The 25,487-nt window shown below is 51.7% G+C and carries 26 protein-coding genes; 12 read left to right on the top strand and 14 right to left on the bottom strand.

Annotated features, from left to right (window positions below):
- Positions 1-105: 105 nt before the first annotated feature.
- Complete coding sequence (locus tag ACOQPM_RS20705; protein ID WP_420632157.1) at positions 106-1,554, bottom strand: arginine decarboxylase; 1,449 nt, start codon at positions 1,552-1,554, stop codon at positions 106-108.
- Positions 1,555-1,768: 214 nt separating this feature from the next.
- Between ACOQPM_RS20705 and ACOQPM_RS20700 the strand changes: the two genes are divergently transcribed.
- Positions 1,769-2,401, top strand: coding sequence for a GyrI-like domain-containing protein (locus tag ACOQPM_RS20700; RefSeq protein ID WP_420632156.1), 633 nt, complete (start codon positions 1,769-1,771; stop codon positions 2,399-2,401).
- 69 nt (positions 2,402-2,470) lie between these two features.
- Here ACOQPM_RS20700 and ACOQPM_RS20695 read toward each other — a convergent pair whose 3' ends face one another.
- Together ACOQPM_RS20695 and ACOQPM_RS20690 are read right to left on the bottom strand one after the other, a co-directional pair.
- Complete coding sequence (locus ACOQPM_RS20695) at positions 2,471-3,562, bottom strand: transposase (protein WP_420628758.1); 1,092 nt, start codon at positions 3,560-3,562, stop codon at positions 2,471-2,473.
- Positions 3,563-3,669: 107 nt separating this feature from the next.
- On the bottom strand, positions 3,670-4,503 hold the full coding sequence (locus ACOQPM_RS20690) for a hypothetical protein (RefSeq protein WP_420632155.1): 834 nt from the start codon (positions 4,501-4,503) through the stop codon (positions 3,670-3,672).
- 238 nt (positions 4,504-4,741) lie between these two features.
- Between ACOQPM_RS20690 and ACOQPM_RS20685 the strand changes: the two genes are divergently transcribed.
- Positions 4,742-5,674 carry a CPBP family intramembrane glutamic endopeptidase gene (locus tag ACOQPM_RS20685; RefSeq protein ID WP_420632154.1) on the top strand — a complete coding sequence of 311 codons (933 nt, stop codon included), beginning with the start codon at positions 4,742-4,744 and terminating at the stop codon, positions 5,672-5,674.
- Positions 5,675-5,787: 113 nt separating this feature from the next.
- Here ACOQPM_RS20685 and ACOQPM_RS20680 read toward each other — a convergent pair whose 3' ends face one another.
- On the bottom strand, positions 5,788-6,183 hold the full coding sequence (locus ACOQPM_RS20680) for a hypothetical protein (RefSeq protein WP_420632153.1): 396 nt from the start codon (positions 6,181-6,183) through the stop codon (positions 5,788-5,790).
- Positions 6,184-6,280: 97 nt separating this feature from the next.
- Here ACOQPM_RS20680 and ACOQPM_RS20675 point away from each other — a divergent pair, with 97 nt between their 5' ends.
- The 4 genes from ACOQPM_RS20675 to ACOQPM_RS20660 all read left to right on the top strand — a co-directional run bounded on the left by ACOQPM_RS20675 (position 6,281) and on the right by ACOQPM_RS20660 (position 8,599).
- Positions 6,281-6,958: a phosphoribosylanthranilate isomerase gene (locus ACOQPM_RS20675; protein WP_420632152.1), complete on the top strand. Its 678-nt coding sequence runs from the start codon at positions 6,281-6,283 to the stop codon at positions 6,956-6,958.
- A 4-nt stretch (positions 6,959-6,962) separates the two neighbouring features.
- Positions 6,963-7,325, top strand: coding sequence for a hydrogenase maturation nickel metallochaperone HypA (hypA, locus tag ACOQPM_RS20670; protein ID WP_420632151.1), 363 nt, complete (start codon positions 6,963-6,965; stop codon positions 7,323-7,325).
- On the top strand, positions 7,322-7,984 hold the full coding sequence (hypB, locus tag ACOQPM_RS20665) for a hydrogenase nickel incorporation protein HypB (RefSeq protein ID WP_420632150.1): 663 nt from the start codon (positions 7,322-7,324) through the stop codon (positions 7,982-7,984). The genes hypA and hypB overlap by 4 nt, the downstream gene beginning before the upstream one ends.
- Before the next feature lie 69 nt (positions 7,985-8,053).
- Entirely contained in the window at positions 8,054-8,599 is a 546-nt protein-coding gene (locus ACOQPM_RS20660) for an NUDIX domain-containing protein (RefSeq protein ID WP_420632149.1), read from the top strand.
- 125 nt (positions 8,600-8,724) lie between these two features.
- On the opposite strand, the gene ACOQPM_RS20655 is transcribed toward ACOQPM_RS20660, so the two are convergent.
- Positions 8,725-10,413 carry a GMC family oxidoreductase N-terminal domain-containing protein gene (locus tag ACOQPM_RS20655; RefSeq protein ID WP_420632148.1) on the bottom strand — a complete coding sequence of 563 codons (1,689 nt, stop codon included), beginning with the start codon at positions 10,411-10,413 and terminating at the stop codon, positions 8,725-8,727.
- Between the two features lie 304 nt (positions 10,414-10,717).
- On the opposite strand from ACOQPM_RS20655, the gene trpB reads away from it, so the two are divergent.
- Together trpB and ACOQPM_RS20645 are read left to right on the top strand one after the other, a co-directional pair.
- Entirely contained in the window at positions 10,718-11,920 is a 1,203-nt protein-coding gene (gene trpB / locus ACOQPM_RS20650) for a tryptophan synthase subunit beta (protein ID WP_420632403.1), read from the top strand.
- A gap of 56 nt (positions 11,921-11,976) precedes the next feature.
- Positions 11,977-12,390, top strand: a complete 414-nt coding sequence (locus tag ACOQPM_RS20645; RefSeq protein ID WP_420632147.1) for an arsenate reductase ArsC — start codon at positions 11,977-11,979, stop codon at positions 12,388-12,390.
- Here ACOQPM_RS20645 and ACOQPM_RS20640 read toward each other — a convergent pair.
- From ACOQPM_RS20640 to aroF, 6 genes are all read right to left on the bottom strand, one after another.
- Positions 12,370-12,894, bottom strand: coding sequence for a DUF2867 domain-containing protein (locus tag ACOQPM_RS20640; RefSeq protein ID WP_420632146.1), 525 nt, complete (start codon positions 12,892-12,894; stop codon positions 12,370-12,372). The genes ACOQPM_RS20645 and ACOQPM_RS20640 overlap by 21 nt on opposite strands.
- A gap of 32 nt (positions 12,895-12,926) precedes the next feature.
- Positions 12,927-13,394, bottom strand: a complete 468-nt coding sequence (locus tag ACOQPM_RS20635) for a hypothetical protein (RefSeq protein WP_420632145.1) — start codon at positions 13,392-13,394, stop codon at positions 12,927-12,929.
- 37 nt (positions 13,395-13,431) lie between these two features.
- Positions 13,432-13,980: a TetR/AcrR family transcriptional regulator gene (locus tag ACOQPM_RS20630; RefSeq protein WP_420632144.1), complete on the bottom strand. Its 549-nt coding sequence runs from the start codon at positions 13,978-13,980 to the stop codon at positions 13,432-13,434.
- Between the two features lie 145 nt (positions 13,981-14,125).
- Positions 14,126-15,001, bottom strand: coding sequence for a cyclase family protein (locus ACOQPM_RS20625; protein ID WP_420632143.1), 876 nt, complete (start codon positions 14,999-15,001; stop codon positions 14,126-14,128).
- A gap of 209 nt (positions 15,002-15,210) precedes the next feature.
- Positions 15,211-15,663 carry a YqaA family protein gene (locus tag ACOQPM_RS20620; protein ID WP_420632142.1) on the bottom strand — a complete coding sequence of 151 codons (453 nt, stop codon included), beginning with the start codon at positions 15,661-15,663 and terminating at the stop codon, positions 15,211-15,213.
- Between the two features lie 103 nt (positions 15,664-15,766).
- A complete protein-coding gene (gene aroF / locus ACOQPM_RS20615; RefSeq protein ID WP_420632141.1) occupies positions 15,767-16,603 on the bottom strand; it encodes a 3-deoxy-7-phosphoheptulonate synthase in 837 nt (278 codons plus the stop codon).
- A 246-nt stretch (positions 16,604-16,849) separates the two neighbouring features.
- Between aroF and ACOQPM_RS20610 the strand changes: the two genes are divergently transcribed.
- The gene (locus ACOQPM_RS20610; RefSeq protein WP_420632140.1) at positions 16,850-17,428 is read left to right on the top strand and encodes a hypothetical protein; all 579 of its coding nucleotides are present in this window, start codon (positions 16,850-16,852) and stop codon (positions 17,426-17,428) included.
- 124 nt (positions 17,429-17,552) lie between these two features.
- The gene (locus ACOQPM_RS20605) at positions 17,553-18,644 is read left to right on the top strand and encodes a transposase (protein WP_420628758.1); all 1,092 of its coding nucleotides are present in this window, start codon (positions 17,553-17,555) and stop codon (positions 18,642-18,644) included.
- Between the two features lie 280 nt (positions 18,645-18,924).
- Here the strand turns inward: ACOQPM_RS20605 and ACOQPM_RS20600 are convergent, their stop codons facing one another.
- Positions 18,925-19,581, bottom strand: coding sequence for a nitroreductase family protein (locus ACOQPM_RS20600; RefSeq protein WP_420632139.1), 657 nt, complete (start codon positions 19,579-19,581; stop codon positions 18,925-18,927).
- A 111-nt stretch (positions 19,582-19,692) separates the two neighbouring features.
- On the opposite strand from ACOQPM_RS20600, the gene ACOQPM_RS20595 reads away from it, so the two are divergent.
- Positions 19,693-21,123: a class I SAM-dependent methyltransferase gene (locus ACOQPM_RS20595; protein WP_420632138.1), complete on the top strand. Its 1,431-nt coding sequence runs from the start codon at positions 19,693-19,695 to the stop codon at positions 21,121-21,123.
- Here the strand turns inward: ACOQPM_RS20595 and ACOQPM_RS20590 are convergent.
- On the bottom strand, positions 21,120-24,638 hold the full coding sequence (locus tag ACOQPM_RS20590; protein ID WP_420632137.1) for a WD40 repeat domain-containing protein: 3,519 nt from the start codon (positions 24,636-24,638) through the stop codon (positions 21,120-21,122). The two genes, ACOQPM_RS20595 and ACOQPM_RS20590, sit on opposite strands and share 4 nt — an antisense overlap.
- A gap of 151 nt (positions 24,639-24,789) precedes the next feature.
- On the opposite strand from ACOQPM_RS20590, the gene ACOQPM_RS20585 reads away from it, so the two are divergent.
- Entirely contained in the window at positions 24,790-25,188 is a 399-nt protein-coding gene (locus ACOQPM_RS20585; protein WP_420632136.1) for a RidA family protein, read from the top strand.
- Positions 25,189-25,256: 68 nt separating this feature from the next.
- On the opposite strand, the gene ACOQPM_RS20580 is transcribed toward ACOQPM_RS20585, so the two are convergent.
- Positions 25,257-25,442 (bottom strand): hypothetical protein, encoded by a 186-nt coding sequence (locus ACOQPM_RS20580; RefSeq protein WP_420632135.1) that lies wholly within the window; start codon positions 25,440-25,442, stop codon positions 25,257-25,259.
- Positions 25,443-25,487: the final 45 nt, after the last annotated feature.

The following is a 25,487-nucleotide window of genomic DNA, read 5'->3' as shown; positions in this document are numbered from 1 at the left end:
AATGGTTAATTGTAAATGGTTAGCCCCCTGTATGTGGGGATAGTTTGTGATTTTAGATGATTTTACCTGTATTTACGGCTGTTTTGCCTTTTGGGTTGCATGGGTTCAGACGGCGTAGCCCAGGTTGCGGAGGACGTCGTCTGGATGTTGGCCCTGGAGAATTTGGAATTGGAAACGGCCGTCTTCATCCTTGTCAATAATCAATTCATACGCTTCTGGCAGGACGCAATGTTTGCTCCCTTTCACGCCGCCAAGCATTTCCTGGTATGCGCCGATGCTGAAAAAGCCGATGTACAGCTCATCTGTTTCCACCGGGAGATAAAGTGGGGAGCTACTTGGTTTGGGCGGATAGACGTCGTCGCTGTCGCAGGTGATGCCACCAAGCTGCACTTGCTGGAACGGTTTGTCTAGGTGGTTGAGCGGCAGCACGATGAAATGTTCAGACAAAGCCCAACTGTCTGGGAAAGAGCTCATAATCGAGCCGTCAATAAGGTACCAGGGTCGCTCGGAACCATTCTCTTTGGCAGCGATAATTTTGAAGAGATGTGCCCCATGCTCAGAAGTGGTGTAACGGCCGAATTCTCCCATCACATCTGGTACAGGCACATTGTAACGACGGCACGCCTCTTGCAGGGCAGTGAGCAGTTGGCGAGCAAATTCATGGTAATCGAAGCTGAAATTGAGTGTCATGGCCACGGGCATCCCACCGCCAAAGTTGAAGATGCTGAGGCTAGGGTATCGTTGACGCAGCCGAGCAAAGAGCTCGATGCCGGGCTTGAGCCAGCTAATGAAGGCGGGAATGTCGGTAAGTTGGCTGCCGACCATGTAATGATACATTTTTAGCGTCAGGTTGGGGGCAGCAGCGATGTAATCGGCGGCTTTCCAGATGTCATCGGTGTGCAGGCCAAAGCGTGAATTGGCTTGGTCCATCTCGGCCTGGGTTTCGTTGGGGCCGTAGCTTTTTTGCCGCAGCCCAACGTTAAATGTTTGCCCGGAGCTGAGTAGGGGGGAAATTTCCGGCAAATCTTCGATGACGGGAATGAGGTTTTCGTGTAGCAGGCGTAACTGCAAAATATTCGCAGCATATTGGGAACTGGGGCCTTTGAAGCCGTTGCACACCACCATACGGTCTGGCGTGAGCAGGCCGCGCTGGATCATGATTTTGGCAATGTCTACGTCAACCGTGGAGGACATTTCGTGCTGCGCTCCGGCACTGAGCGTGGTGCGGATCACTTCTTCGGCGGCGTTGGCTTTGGAGGCGTAGGTGTAATGGAACGCGCCTTCGTAATCCAGTTCGGCAATGACATCGGCGAAGAGTTGCATCATTTTGTGGATTTGCTTGCGAATTTGGGGCAGATAGACAATTTCCAGGGGACTGGGTAAGGTTCTTTCAAAGCCTTGTGGGGCTTCGTTTAGAAAAAATTGGGCTAAATCGAGGCCATCCATGTGCAGATGTCCGTTTTTGGCATGTAGGTAGCTATTAAATTGATGATTTTCGGGAACGGCCGTTTCTTTTTCCCAGCCAATTATTGGATGGTTTTCAGGGTCACTCATTCATCTGCTCCAGCTTGTTGACAGTTTTCGGGTTGTTTTGTCTCATGACTCTCTGCATTATAGCGAAATTTGTAGGGCAATGGAAAAGCAGTTTGGAAGATTGGTTGGTGGGTACGTTACAAAAGCGCAAGAATGGAATAGCGAACGGCCGTTTCTCATACTACGCTTTTGTCATATTTGGAATTCAACCTCCCAGAGGTTATAGGAGCAAATTATGAAAAAGATAGATTTCAAGCGTGAGTTAAAAGAGTTTTACCGCCCATCTGGCAAGAAAATTAGTGTGGTTGATGTGCCGCCAATGAATTTTCTCACCATTACTGGTCAAGGAAACCCAAATAGTTCCCAAGCATACCAGGATGCGGTTTCGGCACTATATTCTGTAGCATACACCGTTAAATTTATGGTTAAGAAGGGTAATTTGGCGATTGATTATGGCGTGATGCCGTTGGAAGGGCTCTGGTGGGTGCCGGACATGAGCCAATTTTCGATGGGCGACAAGGATGCTTGGCTGTGGCAAATGATGATCATGCAGCCAGATTTTGTAACGGCTGAAATGATTGCCGAAGCCAAAGGGCAGGTGAAGAAAAAGAAAGGTCTGGCCGCGGTAGATCGGCTAAAATTGGAGAAGTATGTGGAGGGGACGGCCGTACAAATTTTGTACACGGGCCCCTACGCTGATGAAGGCCCCACCATTCAGCGCCTGCACGAGCATGTTTGGGAGCTGGGTGGTGTCCTGAGCAGCAAACATCATGAAATTTACCTCAGTGACCCCCGCCGTGCCGCGCCGGAGCGGCTGAAAACGGTGATTCGCCAGCCGTTTATGATGAAGGAAGTAGTGGCTGTTTAAGCAAGTTTAGACCCCTTCCCTAGCCCTCCCCTTGCGGGGGCTGAGGGGAGGACACCTTTTCAGGCAAGCCTAGGGTCGGGCAAGAATTGTAAATTGTAAATTGATAAAATGGTTATGTCTCAAAACAAACTCAAAGAAGAATTGAAGCCCCTCTTTGAACAAACTCCAATGACGACGTATACGGCCGTCTGCATGACGCTGCATTGGTTGAGCAAGACCTTGCGAAACCGCAACGCTTCCCAAAGCAAGCGACCAAGCATAGGCGACCACCAGGAGAACAAGCAGACGATCCATATGGTCTGGATGACTAATCCGACTGTCTGCCCAATGCCAGCCACCGCTTTTGAGGTCGCGGAAACTTTGCTCCTGCCAATTGCGGTTGGCATACTCAAAGCCAGTCAGCGTAGTGTCATTGGTTACCAACGCCCATGCTTGGTCATAGCCTGCGCTCCAAATCGCATGTGCGGTTGCTGGCAACCGGCCGCGCTGCTTGAAAGCGAGTCCATCAGCCGACCACTGTTGACCAGCCTGTACCATGTTGGCAATGGCAAAATCGCCTGCCTCGGTGCAGATTTTGGTCATGCTGGTAACGCGAAACAGATAGCACCAACCCAAGCTGGCCACAGCCTGACACAAATCAGGAGATGTCCCAATCCCTCGGTCAGCCAACACCACGACGTTTCTGTCTGCTGCAATGCCCTTCTTGACAGTTTGCAACAGGGCTGTGACCATGCCAACTTGCCCCTCGGCTGGGTACTGGTCATGATTGTTGGCAATATAACAACGCCAGGCCAGAGGGATACAACGTCCTTCCCAGGCAGCGCCAACCACCATGGCAGCCAAGCGGTCTTGCAACTTTGTCTCATCCACCAGCAGATAAAGCTTGCCTGGTGGCAACTGGCTGACAATCCAGGCTGTCCATTGGCTGAAGAAGGCTTGCAGAGGAAAACGTTTGTTGTCCAGAAAACGTCGCAAGCGACGGGCACAACTTTCGACCCTCTCGCCTGTAGCAACCTGGCGGGCAATCTGTTGCTGTTGGCAGCTTTCTGCTCGCATGATGCCCAGGCTAAACAAGCCGACGTTATCGACTTGCCAGCTATTGAGACAAGGCAATTGGCTGGCGATTGTTTGATTCCATTGATAAAGTACTGGATAGCTCATTTTGGCCTCCTTCTGACGTTTTGGAACACATCAGAATTGTCCTTGATGAGCTATTCTTTTTTCAACCCTCTAAACATGTCCTCCCCTCAGCCCTGCCAAGGGGAGGGTTAGGGAGGGGGCTGACTTTGCCACCAATCTTTGCGTGAGCGCGGGTCTAAAAAGTTGCCCGTATCCCGAATCGAGACTTTAATTTCATCTCCCAAAGCGCGGCCAAATGGCTGCCCGCCCGCCAGCACCGGTAGCTGGGCGCGCCCGGCTGCGTCTAGCGAATCGTACAGGCTCACCAGTGCTGGATCAACGCAGATATCTTCGATGTGGACGGTGTAGCCAAACACCACATTGTCTTCGCGGGTGTATTTGAGGGTGATGCGGTTGTCGGTGGCGTAAAGCACCATCACATCGTTGCCGCCGCCAATATCGTAGCCAGAATCTGGTACGTGGATGGGTTCTCCTTCGCTGGTGCCCATGCCCAGCAGGGTGGTGGGCCAGTTGCTCATCAGGTCGAGGCGGCAGTTGCAAGCCCAATCCCAGCGGTAAATTTGGTAGGCATTGGTGAAGGTTGGCACGCGGGCTGGGCTGAACAGGGTGTCTAGCTGTGGGGCGTTGGCGTCGCTGCCTCCGGCGTACTCTACCAGCATTAGGCTGGCGCTCACTTGTTCATACCCTCGGATGGCAAGGTTTATGTCTGGATGATCCCAGGCGGGGCGAGTGATGGGGTCGGAGGCGATGGGAAGGCTGCTGTAGCTGGCCCCAGAAATGCCGCAATCGAGCGGATTTGTAATTAGCGGCAGGTAGATGAACTCATTTTCTGAGGTGGGACGGCCGTTTTCAGCCATCAGCGCCGAAGTGTGGTGCAAAACCAGCAGGGTTGCGCCACAAATGAGGATGAGGAGCAGGAGGGTGTGAAACGGCCGTTTCGTGTGTTCATGGTGGTTTTTCATACATATTCTCCAGTTACAATCACGAATGACACAAATGGACGAATTTTACGAATAGTTATCGAGAAATTTGTCTCATTCGTTTTTCATGCTATTCGTGATTGGTTGAGATAAATCAGCCACATCATAAGCTATCGCTAATCAAATGTTTGTTTTAGATGTTGCTGAGGTATGATATACATGATTTGCGCGGTTTATGGCAACTAGCCAAAGGTTTGTATGCTTTTTCTAAGGATTATGTATGGAGAATGAACAACCTTTTTCATTTTTAGATCAGGTGCGGTTAGGCCAAACGGAGTGGTTTCGCTACTTCTTTGGCATTGTCCTGATTCTCTTTTTTTGGTTCGTTTTGGGTGGTTTGTTTGTGCTCGTGCCAGCTTTTTGGGCAGTGGTGGATGACAACCCGGAAACGGCCGTAAATCTGGAAACTGGCTTGGTGGATGGTTTCGATCCGCTAGTGAATTATATTGCGGCAAATCTGACCTTTGTGCCGCTAATTATTGGGGTTTTTGTGGTGGTGCGGTTTGTGCATGGACGGCCGTTTCGCACCATCATCACTCCTGCCAAAAAGCTAAATTGGCGGCGGTTGGGGCAGGGGTTTGGTTTGTGGCTGCTGCTCATTGCCCTGGCCAGCGGCGTAGAGTATTTGCTTAATCCAGAGATTTACACGATTGTTTTAGATGCCCGCCGATTTTTGTTCTTTGTTCTGTTTGTGCTGCTCCTTACGCCCGTGCAAACGACGGCCGAGGAGCTGCTATTTCGCGGCTATTTGCTGCAAATGACGGGGCATTTGAGCCGCAACTTTTGGGTGTTGGCGATCATAAACGGCATTTTGTTCATGGTTCCCCATTTGGCCAATCCAGAATTGGCCGCCAGCGCCATCTTGTTGCCGCTGTTTTACCTGAGCATCGGTGCGTTTTTTGCCTTCATCACCCTGCGCGACAATTCAGCGGAGCTAGCAATTGGGGTTCATGCAGCTAACAACCTGTACGCTGCGCTGTTTGCCAACTACACCAACTCTGCTTTGCAGACAGAATCTATCTTTTTGGTTACAGAATTGAACCCACTCTATGCGCTACTTTCTTTTTGGGCCGAGGCAATAATTTTTTACCTCGTTTTATTTCGGCGAAACCGTCAGAGCGAGCCAGTTGCAGAGGGCGTAATACATGGTTGAGCCTGAACAAATCGTTTCCGAAATGCCGCAAGAGATAGCGCCCAAACCACAAGGCTGGCTCGATTTGGTGCTGTATTTGCTGGTTGGCGTTGGCGGAGCTTTTTCCAGAGTTCCTATGATTGTTGTAGTTCAAGCACAGAAGACGGCCGTTCCGCCTGCACAACGGCCGTCAAGGTATCCAACTCATCCCGCCGTTGGCACCATTTCACCAGCTCCATCGCTTTCATGCGGCGGTCATTGCCGCCCAAATCATCAAAATCAACCGAGGCGTGCTGGAGACGGCCGTTTAGCTTCATAATCAAATCCTGGATACCGGTCATGTTGAACTCTTCGGCAATGTAGCGGTAAAGCAGTGAAGAAAAGCGCTGGGCGTTGACGCGGGTGATCGTTTTTACTGTACCTGGCAATACATTTTCCGAATCGCAATAGGGGCAGGTAACGATCAGTTCGCGCTGGTCTTTTAGTTTGAGGGGAGCAAAGCAGTTTTGGCATTTCAGTTGTATACTCATTTTCTATCTCCTCTAAAAATTGTGAAAATTTGCTGTTCAAGTTTGATGCCCGTAGCATAGTGTGGCTGCGTTATGAAAGCGTCATGGAAAAACATAAATGATGAAAGTAAAAATTTGTGGTATTACCAACCTGGCAGATGCAGAAACGGCCGTAACTGCCGGAGCCGACTATCTGGGCTTCATTTTTTACCTACCCAGCAAGCGTTCAGTTGACATAAACACGGCAAAGGCCATTGTGCAAACATTGCGTGCTGCCCCTAACTGCCCAGTGCTGGTAGGTGTTTTTGTGAATGAAACCGGGGAGCACACGGCCGAGATTCTGGACGAAGTTGGCCTGGATTTGGCTCAGTTAAGTGGCGAAGAGGTGCCATTTTTGGTGGGGGATGAACAGTCACCGATTTACGGCCGTTGTTACAAAGCCCTGCGCCCCACCAGCTTGGCCGAAGCTAAGGCGGATGCGGAGTGGTATTCAGTGACCAGTAATCGGTTATCGGTAAATAGTAATCAGTCTCCCTCATTATTGATTGAAACTTACCACCCCACGCTGCGGGGCGGCACGGGGGAGACGGGGAATTGGGAGATGAGCGCGCAACTGGCGCAGTCCAATCCGGGTTTGATGCTAGCGGGGGGCTTGAATGCGGAAAATGTGGCGGAGGCGGTGCGGCTGGTACGGCCGTTTGCTGTAGATGTGGCCAGCGGAGTAGAAGCCTACCCCGGCAAAAAAGACCCCACCTTAGTGCGAGCCTTCATCCACAACGCCAAAAATAGTGGCTAACCCTATGCACGAACTTGCCGTTACCGAAAGCATTCTGGAAATTGCGCTGCGCCATGCGGCTGATGCCGAAGCCAGCCGCATTTCTGACCTGTACCTGGTGGTAGGCGAATTGGCTTCCATTGTGGATGATTCCGTGCAGTTTTACTGGGATTTTGTGAGCCAGGGCAGCATGGCCGGAGGTGCCACGCTCCATTTTCGGCGGGTGGCGGCGCAAATGCAATGCCAAAGCTGCCAGCACACTTATTCACCCAACGAATCGCTGCCTTGCCCTGCCTGTGGCAGCACGCTTAGCAAGGTCATTGCGGGTGAAGAATTTTATTTGGAAGCGATTGAGATAGATCAGCAATCAGTCGGAGAATCTGCATGAAACAACGCATACCTGTTGTGGAAAATATCCTCAATGCTAACGATGATTTGGCCGCCCGCAACCAGGCACTCCTGGATAAGAAGGGCATTTTGGGGATCAACGTGTTGGCCTCACCGGGTTCGGGCAAAACCAGCGTCATTTTGAGAACCATTGAACTATTGCAAGACCGGCTTACCATTGGTGTTATTGAAGGGGATACGGCCGCTGTCACCATAGATGCAGATAAAATTACGGCCGTTGGTATGCCAGCCGTCCAAATTAACACCGGGGGCAATTGCCATTTAGACGCCGTGCAGGTGGCCAACGGTCTACACCAGCTTCCCCTGGACGAAATTGAGTTGCTCATTGTGGAAAACGTGGGCAATCTCATCTGCCCTGCTTCTTTCAAACTAGGCACGCATTTCAACATCGTCATTGCCAGCGTGCCAGAAGGGGACGACAAACCGTACAAATACCCCAACATTTACCGGGGCATTGATGCGCTCATCCTCAACAAGATGGATTTGCTACCCTACATTGATTTTGACCTCGATTATTTCAAGGCTGGCGTTGAAGTACTTAATCCGCGAGCGCAAATTTTCCCGCTTTCCTGCAAAACTGGTGAAGGCACCGAAGCATGGAAAAATTGGCTACTCACCCGTCTGAAAACTAAGAAATAGCCACAGAGAACACAGAGATTTAAGAGCTTTTTTCTCTTTTTCCTCTGTGTTCTCTGTGGCCAAAAAACCATGACGAAACCATTCAAAACGACTTCTAGCCAGATTGTCTGGTCGTGTCCCTGGTATCGGGTGCGGCAAGATGGCATCATTACCCCAAACGGCCGTCCAGGCCAGTACAATGTCATCGAAAGCCCCACCTCGGTTTGGATTGTGCCCGTTACCCCAGCGGGGGAGATTGCCCTCATCTACACCTATCGCTACACGGTAGATGCCTGGGGCTGGGAAGTGCCTGCGGGTAGCATAAAGCCAAATCAAACCGAATTGGAAGCGGCCGTTTGCGAGTTAAAAGAAGAAGTGGGTGGGAAAACGGCGGATGATTTGGTTGAAATCGGCCGTTTTAACACCGCCAACGGCATTTGCAACGAGCTGGGCGTTTACTATCTGGCCACCAACGTCATCCTTGGCAAACCTGTTCATGAAGCCGCCGAAGTAATAGAAGTACACACAAAACCCATCGGCGAGGTGCTGCACATGGCCCACAGCGGCCAAATTAGTGACGGCAATACGGTTCTGGCTCTGCTCCTTTGTGCCGATAAACTGCGAAGCCTGGTTTAAGTTCCCATCCGAATATTGGCCACAGAGAGCACAGAGCGTTTTGAGGCGAAGGTTCATTTCTCAGATTCCTCTTTTTCCTGCTTCGGCTTCGCTCGGCACAAGCCTGTGGCTTTTTCAGATAAATTCTAAGACTGCTGGTTAGGTAAGCTATAATCAATCTGCCAGCCGTGATCTTGTGCCAGAAGCACCATAGCTCTTTCAGTCATGGCAGAGATGGTGAGCAGCAGGTTTACGCCAATGGAGTGGGGGATGACTGAGCCATCACAAATGTAGAGCCCTTCATGAATGGCCGTTCCTCGTTCACCTGCAAAAACCTGCCCCTTATGATTCACGACCCCTTGCCAAGCATCTTCTCCCATGGGGCAGCCGCCCAATGGATGGGACGTGACCATTGGTTGTGACTTTAATAAGCTCCACAGAGGATTAGAGACAAACGTGCCGCCTAAAACGGCCGTTCCCCGTCGCAAAAAATCATTCACCCGTTGTGCAAAAGGCTGTTCCCCAATATCTGGCCATTCAATCCGGATTCGATCATTTTCCAGAAGCAGCCGCCCCCGGCTATCATCGTGCGTCATTACCAGCCAGGTTAGCGTGTGCTTGACAGCCCCATGATAAGGGCCACGAATCATACTCACAAGCTCCCTGAACTTTTCTCGCAAAGCATCAAGCCAGCCACTGTCACTATCTTCTCCAGTAGCTCTGGCCATGATTTTTAACCCCTTGACCAATCCCAACTTCGTTGCACTCGGCAACGTCCCCTCTTCAATGACCATACCATCTTCCCAATTCTCAGCCTGCGGCCGGGTATCGATCACCCCATTGATTAAGGGGCCAACGGGCGGCATTTTGTCCACTTTGGGCCCCGTTCCAATCGCATAAACTGACACATCGCTGTTGTAAGCAAAACCACCAACGTCACCATTGCCCGAGAAGTGATGGCCCAACTTTTGCGACAAATCCAGACCTGCCTCTCTGGAGCGGAACAAAATTTTTGTTGTGCCTAACGTGCCAGCCGCCAAAATCACCATTTCTGCTTGAATGCTGCGCTCAGATGAGTCCCCTAAATCGGTGCAATGCACCTGCCACAAACCATCTTGCTTAGTCAAATGGCGAACCTCCATTTCTACAAAGATCGTGGCACCATGATTTTTGGCATCGGGCAAATAGTTCATCAGCGTGCTGTTTTTGGCGTGATAATTACAGCCTGTCATGCAGTCGCCACACAGCTTGCACGCTTTTTGGTCAATCCCCACCACGTTGGGGCCATCCTGAAACGTAACTGTCATTGGTGCGGGGTAAAAATTTGCGCCTAAGCCTTTGGCTGCCTTTTTCATCGCTGTAAATTTGGGCGTGGGTGGCAAACTTTCTGGATAGGTAGCGGTTCCCAACATTTTCTCGGCCAAGTCATACCCATTTTTTAGCAGCGTAGGCACGTCATCACGGAACGGTTGTGGCCAATCGGGATGCTCGAAGATGCGCGGATCGGTACGCAAGGAAACGTTGCCATTGATAAGTGACGTGCCGCCCAGGCCACAGCCAACCAAGACGGTCATTTCATCATTGACATGGTATTCATTGAGGGCTGTTTTAGTTCCAACATGGCCTAAGGGGGTGTTTAATTGGGTCTCTTTGGCCAGCGCCAGTTCATTGTCCGGGTATTCTCCAGGCCAAAGCTCACGGCCACGTTCCAGCACGCATACTTCCTGACCAGCCCGTGCCAGTCGGGAAGCCGCAATGCTGCCGCCATAACCGGAACCGATGACAACAATTTGATACTGCTCTTTTAGCTCAGATTTTGGGGACGAAAGGCGCATGGTTTTTGTCTCCTTTTTGAGTGATCGGCGTTGGCTTGATTTTGTTGAGGGTGAGTTTGTCGGGTTGCTAGGTTAAAGATTATAGGCTATCTCATGTAAGAATTGTATACTAGTTTGAACGGATTGCTGGCTGTGCTTGAAATACACTTTTTCAAACGGCCGTTTACAAAACGTTTACCCCACAATTCCCACCCCTTGCTATAATCAGCCTCACAAAACCTAGATTTCAAAAATCTCAATTTCTTCTGGTGTTTGCCAAATTGCTGTGAAGACTTTTGAAATCTTTCACGAGGACAATCAAATGATCCAAACTGTATCAGTTCCCGATGAACGAGGTAAATTTGGCCCGTATGGCGGCCAATTTGTGCCGGAAACGCTCATGCCTGCCCTGGATGAACTCATTCGCATGTACGAGGAAGCCCGCCACGATGTGGACTTTATGACTCAGTTTAATTATTTGCTGAAGAGTTATGTTGGACGGCCGTCTCCCATCACCCACGCCAAACGACTCAGCACCAGCCTTGGTGGCGCCCAAATCTACCTCAAGCGAGAGGATTTGAACCACACTGGCGCACACAAAATTAACAATGCGCTGGGTCAGGCACTGCTGGCACAGCGCATGGGCAAAAGCCGCATCGTGGCCGAGACGGGTGCAGGGCAGCATGGCGTTGGTACAGCGACGGCCTGTGCCTTGCTGGGGCTGGAGTGTATCGTCTACATGGGCAGCATAGATATTGCTCGCCAGCAGCCCAACGTCTACCGCATGAAGCTACTCGGTGCGGAGGTGCGCCCAGTAGAAAGCGGCAGCAAAACGCTCAAAGACGCTATCAACGAAGCCATCCGGGATTGGGTGACCAATGTGGAAAATACCCATTACCTGCTTGGCTCCGTTTTGGGGCCGCATCCCTACCCGATGATGGTGCGCGACTTCCAAAGCGTGATTGGCTACGAAGCAAGAGAGCAGATTTTGGCCGAATGCGGCCGTTTGCCCGACACAATCATCGCCTGCGTGGGGGGCGGCAGCAACGCCATGGGTATCTTTCACGCCTTCCGCGATGACGACGGCGTGGATTTGATTGGCGTAGAGGCTGGTGGGGAGAGCATTGCCAGCGGCAAGCACGCCGCCCGCTTTGCCGATATGGACATTGCCCGCGTCGGCGTTTTGCACGGTACCAAAAGCTATGTTATGCAAACGGCCGATGGCCAGGTCATGGAAACGCACAGCATCAGTGCCGGACTGGATTACCCTAGCGTGGGGCCAGAGCACGCCCTGCTGCGCGACGAGGAGCGGGCTGGCTACACCTACGCCACTGATGAGGAAGCGTTGGCGGCATTCCAAACGTTGTGCAAATCGGAGGGAATCATCCCTGCGCTGGAGTCGAGCCACGCCGTGGCCGAAGCGATAAAGCAAGCGCCCAAAATGCGCCCGGATCAAATCATTTTGGTAAATTTAAGCGGTCGCGGCGACAAAGATTTAAACACGGTGATGGCCGCGCTGGATTTATAGAGATTGGAGACTGCTTTTCAGTTTCCAATCTCCAGTTTCCGTTTAGGAGAAAGTGAATGAAAAAAGTGTTAGTGCTTTGTACGGGCAACTCCTGCCGCAGTCAGATGGCAGAGGGGTTGATTAACGCCCGATTGGGCGACCAATTTGTGGCCTATTCGGCGGGTACAGCGCCTAGTGGCTATGTACATCCCAAAGCGATTGCCGTGATGGGTGAATTGGGTATTGACTTGAGCCAGAATGAATCTAAATCAACCGAATTGTTCAAAGGACAATATTTTGACCATGTGCTCACCGTTTGTGATTCCGCCCAAGAAACATGCCCGGTTTGGCTGGCAGATGCGGGGCAAAAGACACACATCGGCTTTTATGATCCGGCAGAGGCGACAGGGACAGATGAGGAAGTTACGGCCGTCTTCCGCCAAGTCCGTGATCAAATTGCGGATCAGGTTTTAGGCTTTCTGCAATCGTAACTGCCGTTTTACCCCTGCCTTCATCATTTGACGCACCACGATGTGGTGGAACGGCCGTATCACATTAAAGTACACCGGCCCCGTCCAGCGATGATAGTGCACCAGGGTTAGCACATGGAACCGATTCTCATCGTGGCCGGGTTCCATGATTACACCTAAATGCGCCGTTAGATGTGACTCCGTTTCGGCGACAAACCAGTAGCGATCTTCTTCAGCCATCTGGACTTTGAAAAAGGCGGCTGGATCACCTGGAACAAAGGAAACATTCTCCGGTTGCATGACCATATTTTGCGGTATGCCCTCCTGTTTCATCCCGAGTAGCCGTACAAAAAACCAGCGTATCCGGTATAGAAATTTTATCCAGTCGGGATAGTAAGAGAGCATTTCGGCAATAAATTGGCGCATGCTCACATCCCCGGATATTGTTTTTATGTCAATATGATCGGCTGTTTCCATAAGTTCAGGCAGATTGGGAACGGCCGTAAAAAGAGCCTCATCTTTCATTATTTCCTCCAAAATTGTAGTTGGTCAACAGGCTATGCTCGCGCCATCCGACTGAGCAGAAACGGTAAGAGCGTGCAGTGGATTGGGCAGATAAGTCTAAAGTAAATGTTCCCTTTGGGTTCGTTGAAGGAAACGGCCGTTGTCATTGTGATGGTTTTGGGCTGCCTTTCTGGCTCAAGTTTGTAGGCTACAATAAATCCAAGCCCTGGAGCACCTTCTTGAAAAACAATTTCCGACTTGCTGCGGCCTACTTCTTGCCCTTTTTGGAAAGCATATTGAGCCACAGCCTCTATATTTTGCAGATTAGATTCTCGTAGCTGCGCTCTGTAAGAATCCACGTAATCAGCTTCATAGAAACGCTTTTTAATGCCCTTGTTTTCTAGCGAAATAGATGGCTCAACTTGGTGGGTTCCCCGTAGCATGGCAATAAAGCGCAAAGCCAGAATGAGCAGCAAACTAATTGCTAAAATGGTTCCCAATATTCCAATGACCAAATACATAGAAATACCAACAGAGTAAGACTTGATATAACATTATTTATGTCAAATTATAAAGCCGCAAACATTCATCAAATAGATGTTGTAACGCTGCTCCGACAATGGGAGGCTGCATCTGTTCGCTGCCTACCAAAACGGCGTAAATTAGATTAGCAATTGTGGCCGCTTGGGTGCTGTCCCCAGTTATTTCTTCGCAGAGCGATTGCACATATTGACGGCGACGGCCGTCTACGCGAGATTGTGTTTGGGCAACGGCCGTATCTTGCAAGGCCCAGATTCGCATGGCTACATCTGGGTTGTCTGGCAGTTTAGTAGAAAATTCCACCACGATTTTCAAAAGCTGCTGTAATTTTTCTTTTGGGGTGGGCAAGTCGGCTAGCTGCGAGATAATGTCCAGCGTGCCTTCCTGCTCATAAAATGCCAAAAATTGCGTCTTAAATCCCTCATAGCTGCCAAAGTGATGATAAAAGGAGCCTTTGGTCATTTGCAGAGATTGACATAATGCCTCAATCGTCAGCCCTTGGGGGCCAGCTTGCCGCAGAATTTGTACGGCCGTTACAAACCAATCTCGTTTTGTCTTCCTCGCCATCAGAATCATACCCTTTAGTATGTTTTGTCGAAGCGCACTGTACCATACCGTATGGTATGTTGTCAAGAAATAAAAATAGCCACAGAGGGCACAGAGGAAGAAGAGGTTTTTCTCTTTTTGCTCTGTGTTCTCTGTGGCAAAAAACCTAATAAACTGGCCCGCGACCACCCAGCCGTTCTACATGAACTGGGTCGTAGCAGTCGCCAAACTTGGTTTTGGGCATCTTTGCTTTGCGCGCCATCAGATGCTCATATTCGTCATCATCCACCATGGCCACAATACGGGCAATGCTGGCTTCGCCATCTACAAAGCGCCAGGGGAAGCAGCCGACCTGCACGCGCCGATTTATCAGCAGATCAATATCGCCGCCCACACATTCAGCGTGGATGATCCCTTTGTCGAACATCCATAGGTGCATCATCTGGTACATATCTTTGGTAAAGTATTCGGCCAGCGGCTTGCCATATTTTTTGCGGAAATGAGCATCTGCATCCTCTGCTTGCGCGGGCATCCAGTCCCGAATTTTGGTGTTCATTGGATGATCCGCACTGCCGCAGTCCACGCCAATCCATTTGATTTTTTTGTCAATGCACCATTGGGCAAAGCGGGCGTCCGGGCCAGGGTGCATCACCATGTAGCGCACCTCGTTGCCGTAGGGCTGGTCCCAGCCAAAGTGGTGGTAGCCGGTGTGGATGATGAGGATATCGCCCTCGCGCACCTCCACACGCTCTTCAATCATCTCCGGCGTGTACACATCGTAATCGCCACAAACGTCGCTCAAATCCACAATGGCGGCGTCGCCTGCCAGAAACTCAAAATCGAGCTGGGCAATATCTTTGCCGGGGGTGTAAAAATGAATTTCGCCATCCAGATGGGTACCCACATGGTTGCTGTGGGTTACAACCTGCCCATTGGCTCCGTTGGGTGCCAAACGTTTGAAATATTTTACTTGAAGTGGTTCATAAGTGGGCCAGGGGGGTGTTCCAATGCCCAGGGGAATGGTGAGATCGATAAATTTCACGACACATCTCCTTTTTGCGTATAGTGATTAAAGTCTGTTGTGATCTTCTAAACGATGAGGGAATTATAGTACAGGCGGGGGATATTCTAAAGCTGTTCTGTCTTGAACAGGATACTTCTCAGACAGGGCGGAGTGAGCATCCTCAGATGCGAACGGTTGTAGCAAATGCCGTTCCGCATCTGAGGATGCTCCACTCCTCTAAAATTGGTTCAAAAGATGTTAAAGAAGCGGGAGGCGATGCCCAGCAAGACCACGTAGCGCAATGTTTTACCAAAGATGACCCAAAAGCTAAAGATGCCAAAGTGCATGTGGAGTGCACCAGCAACGGCCGTTAACGGATCGCCAATGAAGGGAACCCAGGAAAAGAAGAGGGCCACTGGCCCCCACCGTTTGTAAAATTTTTCGGCTCTGGTCCACGTTTTGGGATCAATTTTGATATGCCGGCCCAAAACAAAATCGGTGCCTTTTTTGCCAACGAAGTAGTTGAGCACCGAACCGCTATAGCTACCCAGGGTAGCCACCACCACAATCCACCAAGCGTTGTAGCCCAGTGGTGGCATCGCCAGCACAAATACTTCTGAGGCTAATGGCAGCAAGGAAGCAGACAAAAAGCTGATAAGAAACAGTCCAAAATAACCCAGACTGAGAAAAAAGTCGGTCATGATCTCTCAGGTTGTTGAACGGGTGTTTTGTGTTTTGCCACAGAGGTCACAAAGATATTAGAGGATTTTCTCTTTTCTCTCTGTGTTCTCTATGGCCAGAAATCTAAGTGAAGTTGCGGTTGAAAACGGCCGTTATCTTCCGCATCTCTGCTACAAACTGGGGCAAAACGCCAAGCGGCAGCGATTGTTGACCATCGGACAACGCATTGGCCGGGTCTGGATGAAACTCTACCAGCAAGCCATCTGCACCAGCGGCCAGGGCAGCGCGTGCCGCCGGAATTACGAGGTCGGCGCGGCCAGTGGCGTGGCTGGGATCGGCTATGATGGGGTAGGGGCAAAGCTGTTTGGCCAGGGCAATGCCGTTTGTGTCTAACGTGTTGCGTGTGGCGGTTTCAAAGGTGCGGATGCCCCGCTCGCACAGCATGATTTTGTTGTTGCCCCGGCTGCTGATATGCTCGGCAGCCTTCAGCCACTCATCAATTGTTGACATAAAGCCACGCTTGAGCATCACTGGCTTGTCTAATTCTCCCACGGCCCACAGCAACGGGTAATGCTGCATGTTGCGGCTGCCGAGCTGAATGATGTCGGCGTAGTGAGCTACTAGCGGCACATGTTCCACCGCCAGGGCTTCGGTAATGACTAGCAAGCCGAACTCATCGGCGACATCGCGCAAAATTTCTAGCCCTCGCTGGCCAAGCCCCTGAAAGCTGTTGGGGGATGTGCGAGGCTTGAATGCACCCCCACGCAGCACGCGCCCGCCTACGCGAGCCACCGCTTCTGCCGCTGCCCGCGTTTGCGCGTAGCTTTCTACTGAGCAGGGGCCAGCCATCAGCACGACATCATTGCGACCAATGGCAAAATCTGACGTAATAGGGACAGGTTGGGTAGCAACGGCCGTTTCTACCGCTGCAAATGTTTGAATGTATGGCAAGGTGCTCACAGGTTTCCTCAATAGTGTGGTGCTTCAAGGAAGCACACATAACTTTCAAAATATTTTGAACGAATTATACTAAACTTTGGTGACTAGGGTCAATTTTTACACACCCTGTTAAGCTTCTCGCGTTGTTTGGTTGACAAAATAGTGTGAATCTGCTTTTAATACCGTGTGGGTTGTAAGCTGTTTGCAGATTTGTTTACATAACGGTTTGATACGGCCGTTTCCATTTTTCCACTTTGGAGGATTTTCATGAGTCGAAATACAAAAATTGTGGTCGGCATCATCGCTGGTATTTTGGGCGTGTGCTGCATCATAGCCATCGTCGCGGCATTGGTATTACCAGGCGTTTTTGAGGACTTTGCTGAAGGTTTCGAGGATCCTGAAGCTGGCGCTGAATTGGCAGGATCAATCGTTGATTACGACCTGCCACCAGGTTATGAAGAAATCGGCGCAATGAACCTGTTTGTAATGGAAGTCGCCATGATTTCTGGAACAGACCAACGAACAGCCATTATGTTGGCCGAGTTCTCTGATGTTTTTACGGGCAGCGAAGAAGATATGCAGCAGCAGATGCGTGATGCCTTTGCCACCCAAACCGGCGGGCAAAACGTGAATCTGGAGTTTGTTGGCAGCGAAGATGTGACCATCAACGGCCAAGAAGTCGCTCTTGGCACCTATGAAGGCATAGATGAGCAGGGGAACAGCATTCGGCAAATCATAGGTGTGTTTGAAACCAAGAGTGGTAATTCTGGGATGCTGATGATCTTTGGCCCCCGCGATAACTGGGATGAGCGCGGCATCAACCAATTCCTCGATTCGCTCGAGTAAAACCCACCCCCACCCTAGCCCTCCCCTACCAGGGCTGAGGGGAGGACATGTTTAGAGGGTTGAAAAAAGAATAGCTCATCAAGGACAATTCTGATGTGTTCCAAAACGTCAGAAGGAGGCCAAAATGAGCTATCCAGTACTTTATCAATGGAATCAAACAATCGCCAGCCAATTGCCTTGTCTCAATAGCTGGCAAGTCGATAACGTCGGCTTGTTTAGCCTGGGCATCATGCGAGCAGAAAGCTGCCAACAGCAACAGATTGCCCGCCAGGTTGCTACAGGCGAGAGGGTCGAAAGTTGTGCCCGTCGCTTGCGACGTTTTCTGGACAACAAACGTTTTCCTCTGCAAGCCTTCTTCAGCCAATGGACAGCCTGGATTGTCAGCCAGTTGCCACCAGGCAAGCTTTATCTGCTGGTGGATGAGACAAAGTTGCAAGACCGCTTGGCTGCCATGGTGGTTGGCGCTGCCTGGGAAGGACGTTGTATCCCTCTGGCCTGGCGTTGTTATATTGCCAACAATCATGACCAGTACCCAGCCGAGGGGCAAGTTGGCATGGTCACAGCCCTGTTGCAAACTGTCAAGAAGGGCATTGCAGCAGACAGAAACGTCGTGGTGTTGGCTGACCGAGGGATTGGGACATCTCCTGATTTGTGTCAGGCTGTGGCCAGCTTGGGTTGGTGCTATCTGTTTCGCGTTACCAGCATGACCAAAATCTGCACCGAGGCAGGCGATTTTGCCATTGCCAACATGGTACAGGCTGGTCAACAGTGGTCGGCTGATGGACTCGCTTTCAAGCAGCGCGGCCGGTTGCCAGCAACCGCACATGCGATTTGGAGCGCAGGCTATGACCAAGCATGGGCGTTGGTAACCAATGACACTACGCTGACTGGCTTTGAGTATGCCAACCGCAATTGGCAGGAGCAAAGTTTCCGCGACCTCAAAAGCGGTGGCTGGCATTGGGCAGACAGTCGGATTAGTCATCCAGACCATATGGATCGTCTGCTTGTTCTCCTGGTGGTCGCCTATGCTTGGTCGCTTGCTTTGGGAAGCGTTGCGGTTTCGCAAGGTCTTGCTCAACCAATGCAGCGTCATGCAGACGGCCGTATACGTCGTCATTGGAGTTTGTTCAAAGAGGGGCTTCAATTCTTCTTTGAGTTTGTTTTGAGACATAACCATTTTATCAATTTACAATTTACAATTCTTGCCCGACCCTAGGCTTGCCTGAAAAGGTGTCCTCCCCTCAGCCCTACAAGGGGAGGGAACAACTCCCTCTCCCTTGAGGGATTAAGGGCGGACAGGCAATCATTTTGAGGCAAAATCTGCTCACTGAACTTGTCATTCTGAGTGCAACGAGGAATCTTCCATTTGTGTAAGTAGAAAGATTCCTCACTTTGTTCGGAATGACACCCCAATCCCCAATACGAACCTCATTTTGCACCCTGTCCGCCCCTGAACCCTTGAGGGGGAGGGTTGGGGTGAGGGTGAAAGCCTCACCCTACCGCTTATTTCCCCAGCTTTCCCAAGAGGTCACTTCAATTGCCGGTACGCGCTTGGCAGGGCGAAAGTCGTCGCCTGTGTAGTATGCTACGGGCAGCAGCGCCGCCTGGGTGAAGTGGCTGGGAATGCCTAAGATTTCGGCCACTTCTTTTTCATAGCGCAAATGAAGGGTCGTCCAGGCAGCTCCCAAGCCGCGGGCGCGCAGAGCAAACATAAATGACCAGGCTGCGGGCAAGATGGAGCCATACAGCCCCGCCTGTGCCATCGGCCCGGCATTTTCTGCACGCCCCTCAATGCAGGGAATGATCATTACGGGCACTTTGTGCATGTTTTGTGCCAGATGAACGGCCGATTTCACCACACGATTTTGCTGGTTAGGATCATGCTCCCGGCTGCCCCGGCTCTCCATTTGCTCCTCTTTGGAACGAGCGTAGATGAAAAAAGATTGTTTGTAAAGCTCCCCAATTTGCGCTTTTTTCTCCGCATCAGTGACAACCATAAAGTGCCAGCCTTGCGAATTGCCGCCTGTGGGAGCCTGGATGGCAATTTGCAAACATTCCTCAATAATTTCCGGAGGCACGGGCCGATCCAAATCGAGCCGTTTGCGTACAGAGCGGGTGGTGGTTAATAATTTGTCTACGGTAGTGAGGTCCATCTGATCTTCTCCTAATCAGTGTCTAGGTTTTCAAGCGTTCTGGTGTACTTTACTTGAACACCAGAACAGTTGCATTCTAATTTTGACACAACGAACGCTCTGGGCAACTTTATGACAGCTTATTTTGAACGGTATCGGAATATTATTGAGGATTGGGATGCGTTTGTGGCGGCGGTGGAACGGCCGTTACCCACCACCATCTGGGCCAATCCACTAAAAATTACGCCAGACAAGCTGCAAAGCCTCATGGCTGAGAGCGGGATAGACCTTGCGCCCGTACCCTGGTATCCTGGCGCGTTTCGCCTGCCGGAGGGAGTGATGCCCGGCCTGCGCTGGGAATATTTGGCGGGACTGTACCAGGTGCAGGAGGAAGCGGCGCTGCTGCCTGCCCTGCTGCTCGATCCGCAGCCCGGTGAGCGGGTGCTAGATATGTGCGCCGCCCCTGGCAACAAAACGGCCCAAATGGGGGCGATGATGCAAAATCGGGGGACGTTGCTGGCCAATGACAGGAGTAACGGCCGTATGCGCGCTGCTCGTCATGCCCTCAACCGCATCGGTCTCGTCAACGTCACCACCATGGTTCGAGATGGCGGGAATTTGCCTGCTGAGATGGGGCTGTTTGACAAAATTATGGTGGATGTGCCTTGCTCTTGTGAAGGGACTTGTCGAAAGGATACGGCCGTGTTGGAACGTTCATCCGTCGGTGCCTCCAAGAAGATTGCCCGCATTCAAACCGCGCTGCTGCGCAAGGCGGTGCAGCTATGCCGCCCCGGCGGGCGCATCGTTTATGCCACCTGTACCTTTGCCCCGGAAGAAAATGAGCTGGTCGTCGATGTCGTTTTGCGCGATTCTGGCGACACGCTGCACCTTTGCTCATCCGCCATACCCGGGTTAACCGCCTCGCCCGGCCTCACCGAATGGCAAGGCCAACAGCTTCACCCCGATTTGCACCTTGCCAGCCGAATTTGGCCCCAGCAGAATGACACGGGGGGCTTTTTTGTGGCTGTACTTGAGAAGATCGGTGATCCGTTACCGGTGAACAGTAATCAGTATTCAGTTAACGGTGGTCAGTTTTTGGACATGGCGGTGGAAAATGAGCCGTGGTTGGAGATGGTGACGGAGCGGTTTGGGTTTGATAGGTCTGTTTTTAATGGGTTGGACATTGTGCGCTGGAGCAAGCGAGGGGTCTATTTGGTAAGCCAAAACCAGCAGCTGCCCACCAAGCCCCGCCTCGATTCGCCGGGGCTGTTCTTCATCCGGGCGGGCAGCCGCTACCCCAAAATGACCACGGCGGCGACGATGCTGCTGGGCCAGTACGCTACCCGCAACCGGGTTGAGTTAACTACTGAACAAGCCAAAGCATACCTGGAACGCCAAATGGTTACCCCCAGCCAAGCGCAGACCGCAAGCTGTACAAGCACCGGCCAGGTGGTGGTTTGCTACCGTGGCACCCCGCTGGGATTAGGTGTGTATCGTGCCAAATCCAACCAAATTGAGAGCCATTTCCCCAAGGCGTGGTCACGCGCCGACGTGCAGCTTTAACGATTGTCGCATTCTGATTCGGTAAACAGTTCCAGACATTCTGATTCAGTGGTCATGAGCAATAAACGCCGTTTGGCCTCTGCCAACATACTTTCCACATCCTGATAATGGGGCCACAGTCTGGCGGTTTTGTCAGAACTGGCGGTGAGTATACGCAGGCCATCGGGGGAGAAAACCGCGCTGCTGACCGTACCCGTGTGGCCTTCAAGGGTGGCCAGGAGATTTCCGTTGCTATCCCAAATTCGGGCGGTGTTGTCGTGACTGGCAGTGAGGATGCGTTGGCCATCTGGAGAGAAGACAGCACTTGTGATCCCACTGGTATGACCTTCGAGAGTGTTGAGAAGAGAGCCGTCAGCGTCCCAAATTTTGGCGGTGTTGTCGTCACCGGCAGTGAGGATGCGTTGGCCATCTGGAGAGAAGACAGCACTTCTAACCCAACCGGTATGTCCTTCGAGGGTGTTGAGGAGAGAACCCTCGGCGTCCCATAATTTGGCGGTATAGTCTCCACTGGCGGTGAGTATGTGATCGCCATTGGGAGAGAATGATGCGCTGCTGACCCAATTTTTATGTCCTTCAAGGATGTGTATGAGGGTGCCGTCAGCGTCCCATAGTCCGGCCGTGTTGTCATCACTAACGGTGAGGATGTGGTTGCCATCTGGAGAGAAGACAGAAATTCTGACCAGAGCATCATGCCCTTTCAGCGTGGTGAGAAGGGTTCCGTCAGCGTCCCACAATCTGGCGGTATGGTCCCCGCTGGCGGTGAGGATACGGATCCCATTGGGCGAGAAAACGGCTTGGCTGATCCAACCTGTGTGCCCTTCTAGGATGGTGAGGAGGGTTCCATCGATGTTCCAGAGTCTGGCAGTGCTATCATGGCTTGCGGAAAGGATGCGATTACCATCCAGCGAGAATGAAGCGCTGCTGACCCAATCGGTATGACCTTCGAGGGTGTTGAGGAGAGAGCCGTCAGCGTTCCATAGTTTGACAATGTTGTCTCCACCGGCTGTGAGGATGTGGTCGCCGTCGGGTGAAAATGATGCGCTGCTGACCCAATTGGTATGTCCTTCAAGGATATTTAGGGGAGAGCCATCAGCATCCCATAGTCTGGCCGTGTAATCCCCGCTGGCGGTGAGGATGCGATTACCGTTAGGTGAAAATGATGCGCTGCTGACCCAATTGGTATGTCCTTCAAGGATATTTAGGGGAGAGCCATCAGCATTCCATAGTCTGGCCGTGTAATCCCCGCTGGCGGTGAGAATGCGATCGCCATTGGGCGAGAAGACAGCTTTATTGACCAAATTGGTATGACCTTCGAGGGTGTTAAGGAGGGTGCCATCAGCATTCCATAGTTTGGCAGTATTGTCCTCACTGGCAGTGAGGATGCGATCGCCATTGGGCGAGAAAACGGCATTTCTGACCAGAGCACTATGTCCAATCAGTGTAGCTCGGAGGGTGCCATCAGCGTCCCACAGCCTGGCGGTATTGTCATCACTTGCGGTGAGGATACGGTGACCATCAGGGGAGAAGACGGCATTGTTAACCGAGGCGGTATGACCAATCAATTGCCCTTCGATTTCTGTGATACCCAACGTGTTTTGCAAGGCATTAAAGGCTTCGGCTGTTACTGTTTTATCCTGCTGGTGGGTTATATTAACGGCTTGATAAGCAAATATTAAGCTTTGCCGGGCATTGTTGTTGAGGCGCAATCTGTCAGCTGAGGCTGCCCAGGTTCGAGCCTGCCCTTCGGCAATTGCCTTTTGGCTAGCAAGATTTGAGCTGACGCCAAAAAAGATGGCAACTGCGGTGGCAATAAAGGCCGCCACCACTAAAAAGCCCAATCGGATATTGGTTCGGCGGCGTTCTTCACTTAGCTTTCGTTCCTGCGCTAATTCACGCTGACGCTGTGCTTCTTTTTCTGCTTCCTCTCGTTCCAATTGTTTAAGGCTGGCCTTTATGAAAGTTCTTTCTGCTTTGCTCAAACTATCTCTGCGCTGCGTGAACCACTCTTTTGCCACACTCAAGGGTGCTCCTTGCAACAAAAAGCCATTTTCTGCGTTATGGTCTAGCCACTGCTGCAAATCGGCACGCAACCGTTCTTGCCAGGCGCGGAACTCGCGGTGGGTGTTCATCCATTCTTGCAGCCGCTGCCAGCGCTGGATAAGGGCTTCATGGATCACTTCGGCGGTTTCCTGGCCGCTTTCATCCCGGTCGGTTACCAGCAGGCGGCTGTCGGCCAATTTTTGCACTAAAGTCCAATCTGTCTCGTCAATGTCGTCTTTGGTGGCCAGGCGGCGGGTGTCCTCTGCCCCTGCACCAGGGTGTACTAGCTGGACAAAAATGCGCTCTGCCTGGGCTTGTTCAGCGGTGGTTAAGCTGTTGTAAACGGCGTCGGCATGGCGGGCCAGCGCGCCGCGCACCTGGCCAATGCGCTCGTAAGCGGTGTGGGTCAGGCGGTGGTTGCGCTGCTGCTGCCACAATTCGGTCAGGGCAAACTCTAGCAGGGGGAGATTACGGCCGTCTGTGCCCACATCCTCCAAAATACGGTCTACCAACTTCTCTTCAAACTGGACGTGGGCTTTGGTGGCGGGTGCTTCAATGGCGCGGCGCAGCTCGTCTGGGGTCATTGGCCCTAGCTTGACGTCGTTGTTTTGCAGGGCGGCTACCAGCGGCGGGTAAGCCAGCGCCTGCCCCATGAAGTCGGCGCGCAGGGTGCAAACGAGGTGCATTCCGTCGGCATTGGTTTCCGCGAGCAGCAGATCCAAAAAGTGGTGGCGGGTCTCTTCATCGGGGCAGAGGGTAAACAGCTCCTCAAACTGGTCGGCAATGAGCAGCAGGCGGGTTTCTGGGGGCTGCTGCCCCAAAACGGTAGGGAGGATGTCCGCCAAAGTCAGGTCGCTAGCTAGCAGCCGGGTGGCCAGTTTTTTTGTTTCGGCGAGCTGGTCTACTTTGCTCAACGTGGGGTCGAGGTGAGGCAGCAGGACGGATGCGAGTGCATGAAACGGCCGTTCCCCTGGACGAAACTTCACTACCAACCACTTACCCTGCTGGCGCAGCACAGGCACCAGGCCAGCAAACACCACCGACGACTTACCGCTACCAGATGGTCCGACAACAGCCGTTAGCGGTCGCGCCAGCACAAACTCCGTCAGCATCTCCGTAAACGCTTCCCGACCAAAAAAGAGGGCGGCATCCTCCTCCTGAAAGGCAAATAATCCGCGATAGGGGCAAGGTTGGTCAGGTTGGGAGCCAATCGGCCAATCGTAGCCGGGGCGTTCCTGGGTACAGGCGGCCATGAGCGCGTCCAGCTTGCCGTGCCGCTCGGCCATCTCGATGAGCTTAACGAGGGTGGGGCGCAGTCCCAGCGTCTCGCTGCCCAACTCCGCAAAAGGAATCTCTGCCTGGAAGCACAAAACCTCCACATCCGCTTTGGTGAAGGCGGTTGCCATTTGCTCCAGCAACTCTTTCCGAAGCTGTTGAGCATTCTGATTGGTTGGGGGTTGCTCTTGATTGCTCATCGTTTGCAATGATTACGCGCGTTTGGTTTTGCCTATTTTGCCGGAAAACGGCCGTTTTCACAATACAAAGAACTTTTGTTACAATGTGACCCGTTCAGCCAAAAATTATTAGTAGCCAGCAAGACGGCCGTCACGCAATCTGGAGGAAGCTATGTTTCGCACAAATATTTCAAGCGGCACCCCCTGGGAATCCATTGTGGGCTACTCGCGTGCGGTGCGGGTGGGGCCTTATGTGCATGTGGCAGGGACAACGGCCGCAGACGGAGATGGCAAAATCATTGGTGCAGATGATCCGTATGAACAAACCATCTACATTTTGCGAAAAATTGAGACGGCGTTGCAGAAGGCGGGTGCGGAGCTAAAGGATGTAGTGCGGACGCGCATTTACGTAACGGACGTGACGGATTGGGATGAAATTGGACGGGCCCATGGGGAACTATTTGGCCAAATTCGGCCAGCGGCCACGCTGGTGGAAGTTAATTCGCTATTGGAGCCAGAGATGTTGGTGGAAATTGAGGCGGATGCGATTTGTTTGGATACGGCCGTTTAACCACAAACCAAACAGATAAAACCCCGGTGGGGCGGTGGCCGAACCGGGGAATGCGTTATGAGAAAAAGTTAAAAGCCAAATCCAGAGCCAGGATTGGTGAAGATCAAAGTGAGTACCATACTTAAAACGATTAAAATCCCCATGACGATCAGAAATTTCTCGGCAAAGGTGCGCTTACGGTTGTAAATGCGCGTCTTTTCGCTGACCTGCGGCATTTTCTTTTTTGGCTGACGACGTTTTCTTGTTTTAGCCATTGATAAAGACTCCTTAATAAATTCATTCTTCTATTTTGCGCCCCA

It is taken from the genome of Candidatus Leptofilum sp., from assembly GCF_965223525.1.
GTDB lineage: Bacteria > Chloroflexota > Anaerolineae > Promineifilales > Promineifilaceae > Leptofilum.
Note: the sequence above shows the minus strand (reverse complement) of the source record. Positions and strands in the feature narration are given on the sequence as shown.

What these genes read in the sequence shown, in the direction of transcription:
- ACOQPM_RS20640 (WP_420632146.1), bottom strand. Translation starts at nt 12,894, where the DNA reads ATGAAAGATGAGGCTCTTTTTACGGCCGTTCCCAATCTGCCTGAACTT.
- ACOQPM_RS20595 (WP_420632138.1), top strand. Translation starts at nt 19,693, where the DNA reads ATGACAGCTTATTTTGAACGGTATCGGAATATTATTGAGGATTGGGAT.
- ACOQPM_RS20690 (WP_420632155.1), bottom strand. Translation starts at nt 4,503, where the DNA reads ATGAAAAACCACCATGAACACACGAAACGGCCGTTTCACACCCTCCTG.
- ACOQPM_RS20685 (WP_420632154.1), top strand. Translation starts at nt 4,742, where the DNA reads ATGGAGAATGAACAACCTTTTTCATTTTTAGATCAGGTGCGGTTAGGC.
- ACOQPM_RS20700 (WP_420632156.1), top strand. Translation starts at nt 1,769, where the DNA reads ATGAAAAAGATAGATTTCAAGCGTGAGTTAAAAGAGTTTTACCGCCCA.
- ACOQPM_RS20605 (WP_420628758.1), top strand. Translation starts at nt 17,553, where the DNA reads ATGAGCTATCCAGTACTTTATCAATGGAATCAAACAATCGCCAGCCAA.
- ACOQPM_RS20610 (WP_420632140.1), top strand. Translation starts at nt 16,850, where the DNA reads ATGAGTCGAAATACAAAAATTGTGGTCGGCATCATCGCTGGTATTTTG.
- ACOQPM_RS20660 (WP_420632149.1), top strand. Translation starts at nt 8,054, where the DNA reads ATGACGAAACCATTCAAAACGACTTCTAGCCAGATTGTCTGGTCGTGT.
- ACOQPM_RS20620 (WP_420632142.1), bottom strand. Translation starts at nt 15,663, where the DNA reads ATGACCGACTTTTTTCTCAGTCTGGGTTATTTTGGACTGTTTCTTATC.
- ACOQPM_RS20645 (WP_420632147.1), top strand. Translation starts at nt 11,977, where the DNA reads ATGAAAAAAGTGTTAGTGCTTTGTACGGGCAACTCCTGCCGCAGTCAG.
- ACOQPM_RS20580 (WP_420632135.1), bottom strand. Translation starts at nt 25,442, where the DNA reads ATGGCTAAAACAAGAAAACGTCGTCAGCCAAAAAAGAAAATGCCGCAG.
- ACOQPM_RS20675 (WP_420632152.1), top strand. Translation starts at nt 6,281, where the DNA reads ATGATGAAAGTAAAAATTTGTGGTATTACCAACCTGGCAGATGCAGAA.
- hypA (WP_420632151.1), top strand. Translation starts at nt 6,963, where the DNA reads ATGCACGAACTTGCCGTTACCGAAAGCATTCTGGAAATTGCGCTGCGC.
- ACOQPM_RS20590 (WP_420632137.1), bottom strand. Translation starts at nt 24,638, where the DNA reads ATGAGCAATCAAGAGCAACCCCCAACCAATCAGAATGCTCAACAGCTT.
- ACOQPM_RS20600 (WP_420632139.1), bottom strand. Translation starts at nt 19,581, where the DNA reads ATGGACCTCACTACCGTAGACAAATTATTAACCACCACCCGCTCTGTA.
- ACOQPM_RS20585 (WP_420632136.1), top strand. Translation starts at nt 24,790, where the DNA reads ATGTTTCGCACAAATATTTCAAGCGGCACCCCCTGGGAATCCATTGTG.
- ACOQPM_RS20695 (WP_420628758.1), bottom strand. Translation starts at nt 3,562, where the DNA reads ATGAGCTATCCAGTACTTTATCAATGGAATCAAACAATCGCCAGCCAA.
- ACOQPM_RS20680 (WP_420632153.1), bottom strand. Translation starts at nt 6,183, where the DNA reads ATGAGTATACAACTGAAATGCCAAAACTGCTTTGCTCCCCTCAAACTA.
- ACOQPM_RS20655 (WP_420632148.1), bottom strand. Translation starts at nt 10,413, where the DNA reads ATGCGCCTTTCGTCCCCAAAATCTGAGCTAAAAGAGCAGTATCAAATT.
- hypB (WP_420632150.1), top strand. Translation starts at nt 7,322, where the DNA reads ATGAAACAACGCATACCTGTTGTGGAAAATATCCTCAATGCTAACGAT.
- ACOQPM_RS20705 (WP_420632157.1), bottom strand. Translation starts at nt 1,554, where the DNA reads ATGAGTGACCCTGAAAACCATCCAATAATTGGCTGGGAAAAAGAAACG.
- ACOQPM_RS20630 (WP_420632144.1), bottom strand. Translation starts at nt 13,980, where the DNA reads ATGGCGAGGAAGACAAAACGAGATTGGTTTGTAACGGCCGTACAAATT.
- ACOQPM_RS20635 (WP_420632145.1), bottom strand. Translation starts at nt 13,394, where the DNA reads ATGTATTTGGTCATTGGAATATTGGGAACCATTTTAGCAATTAGTTTG.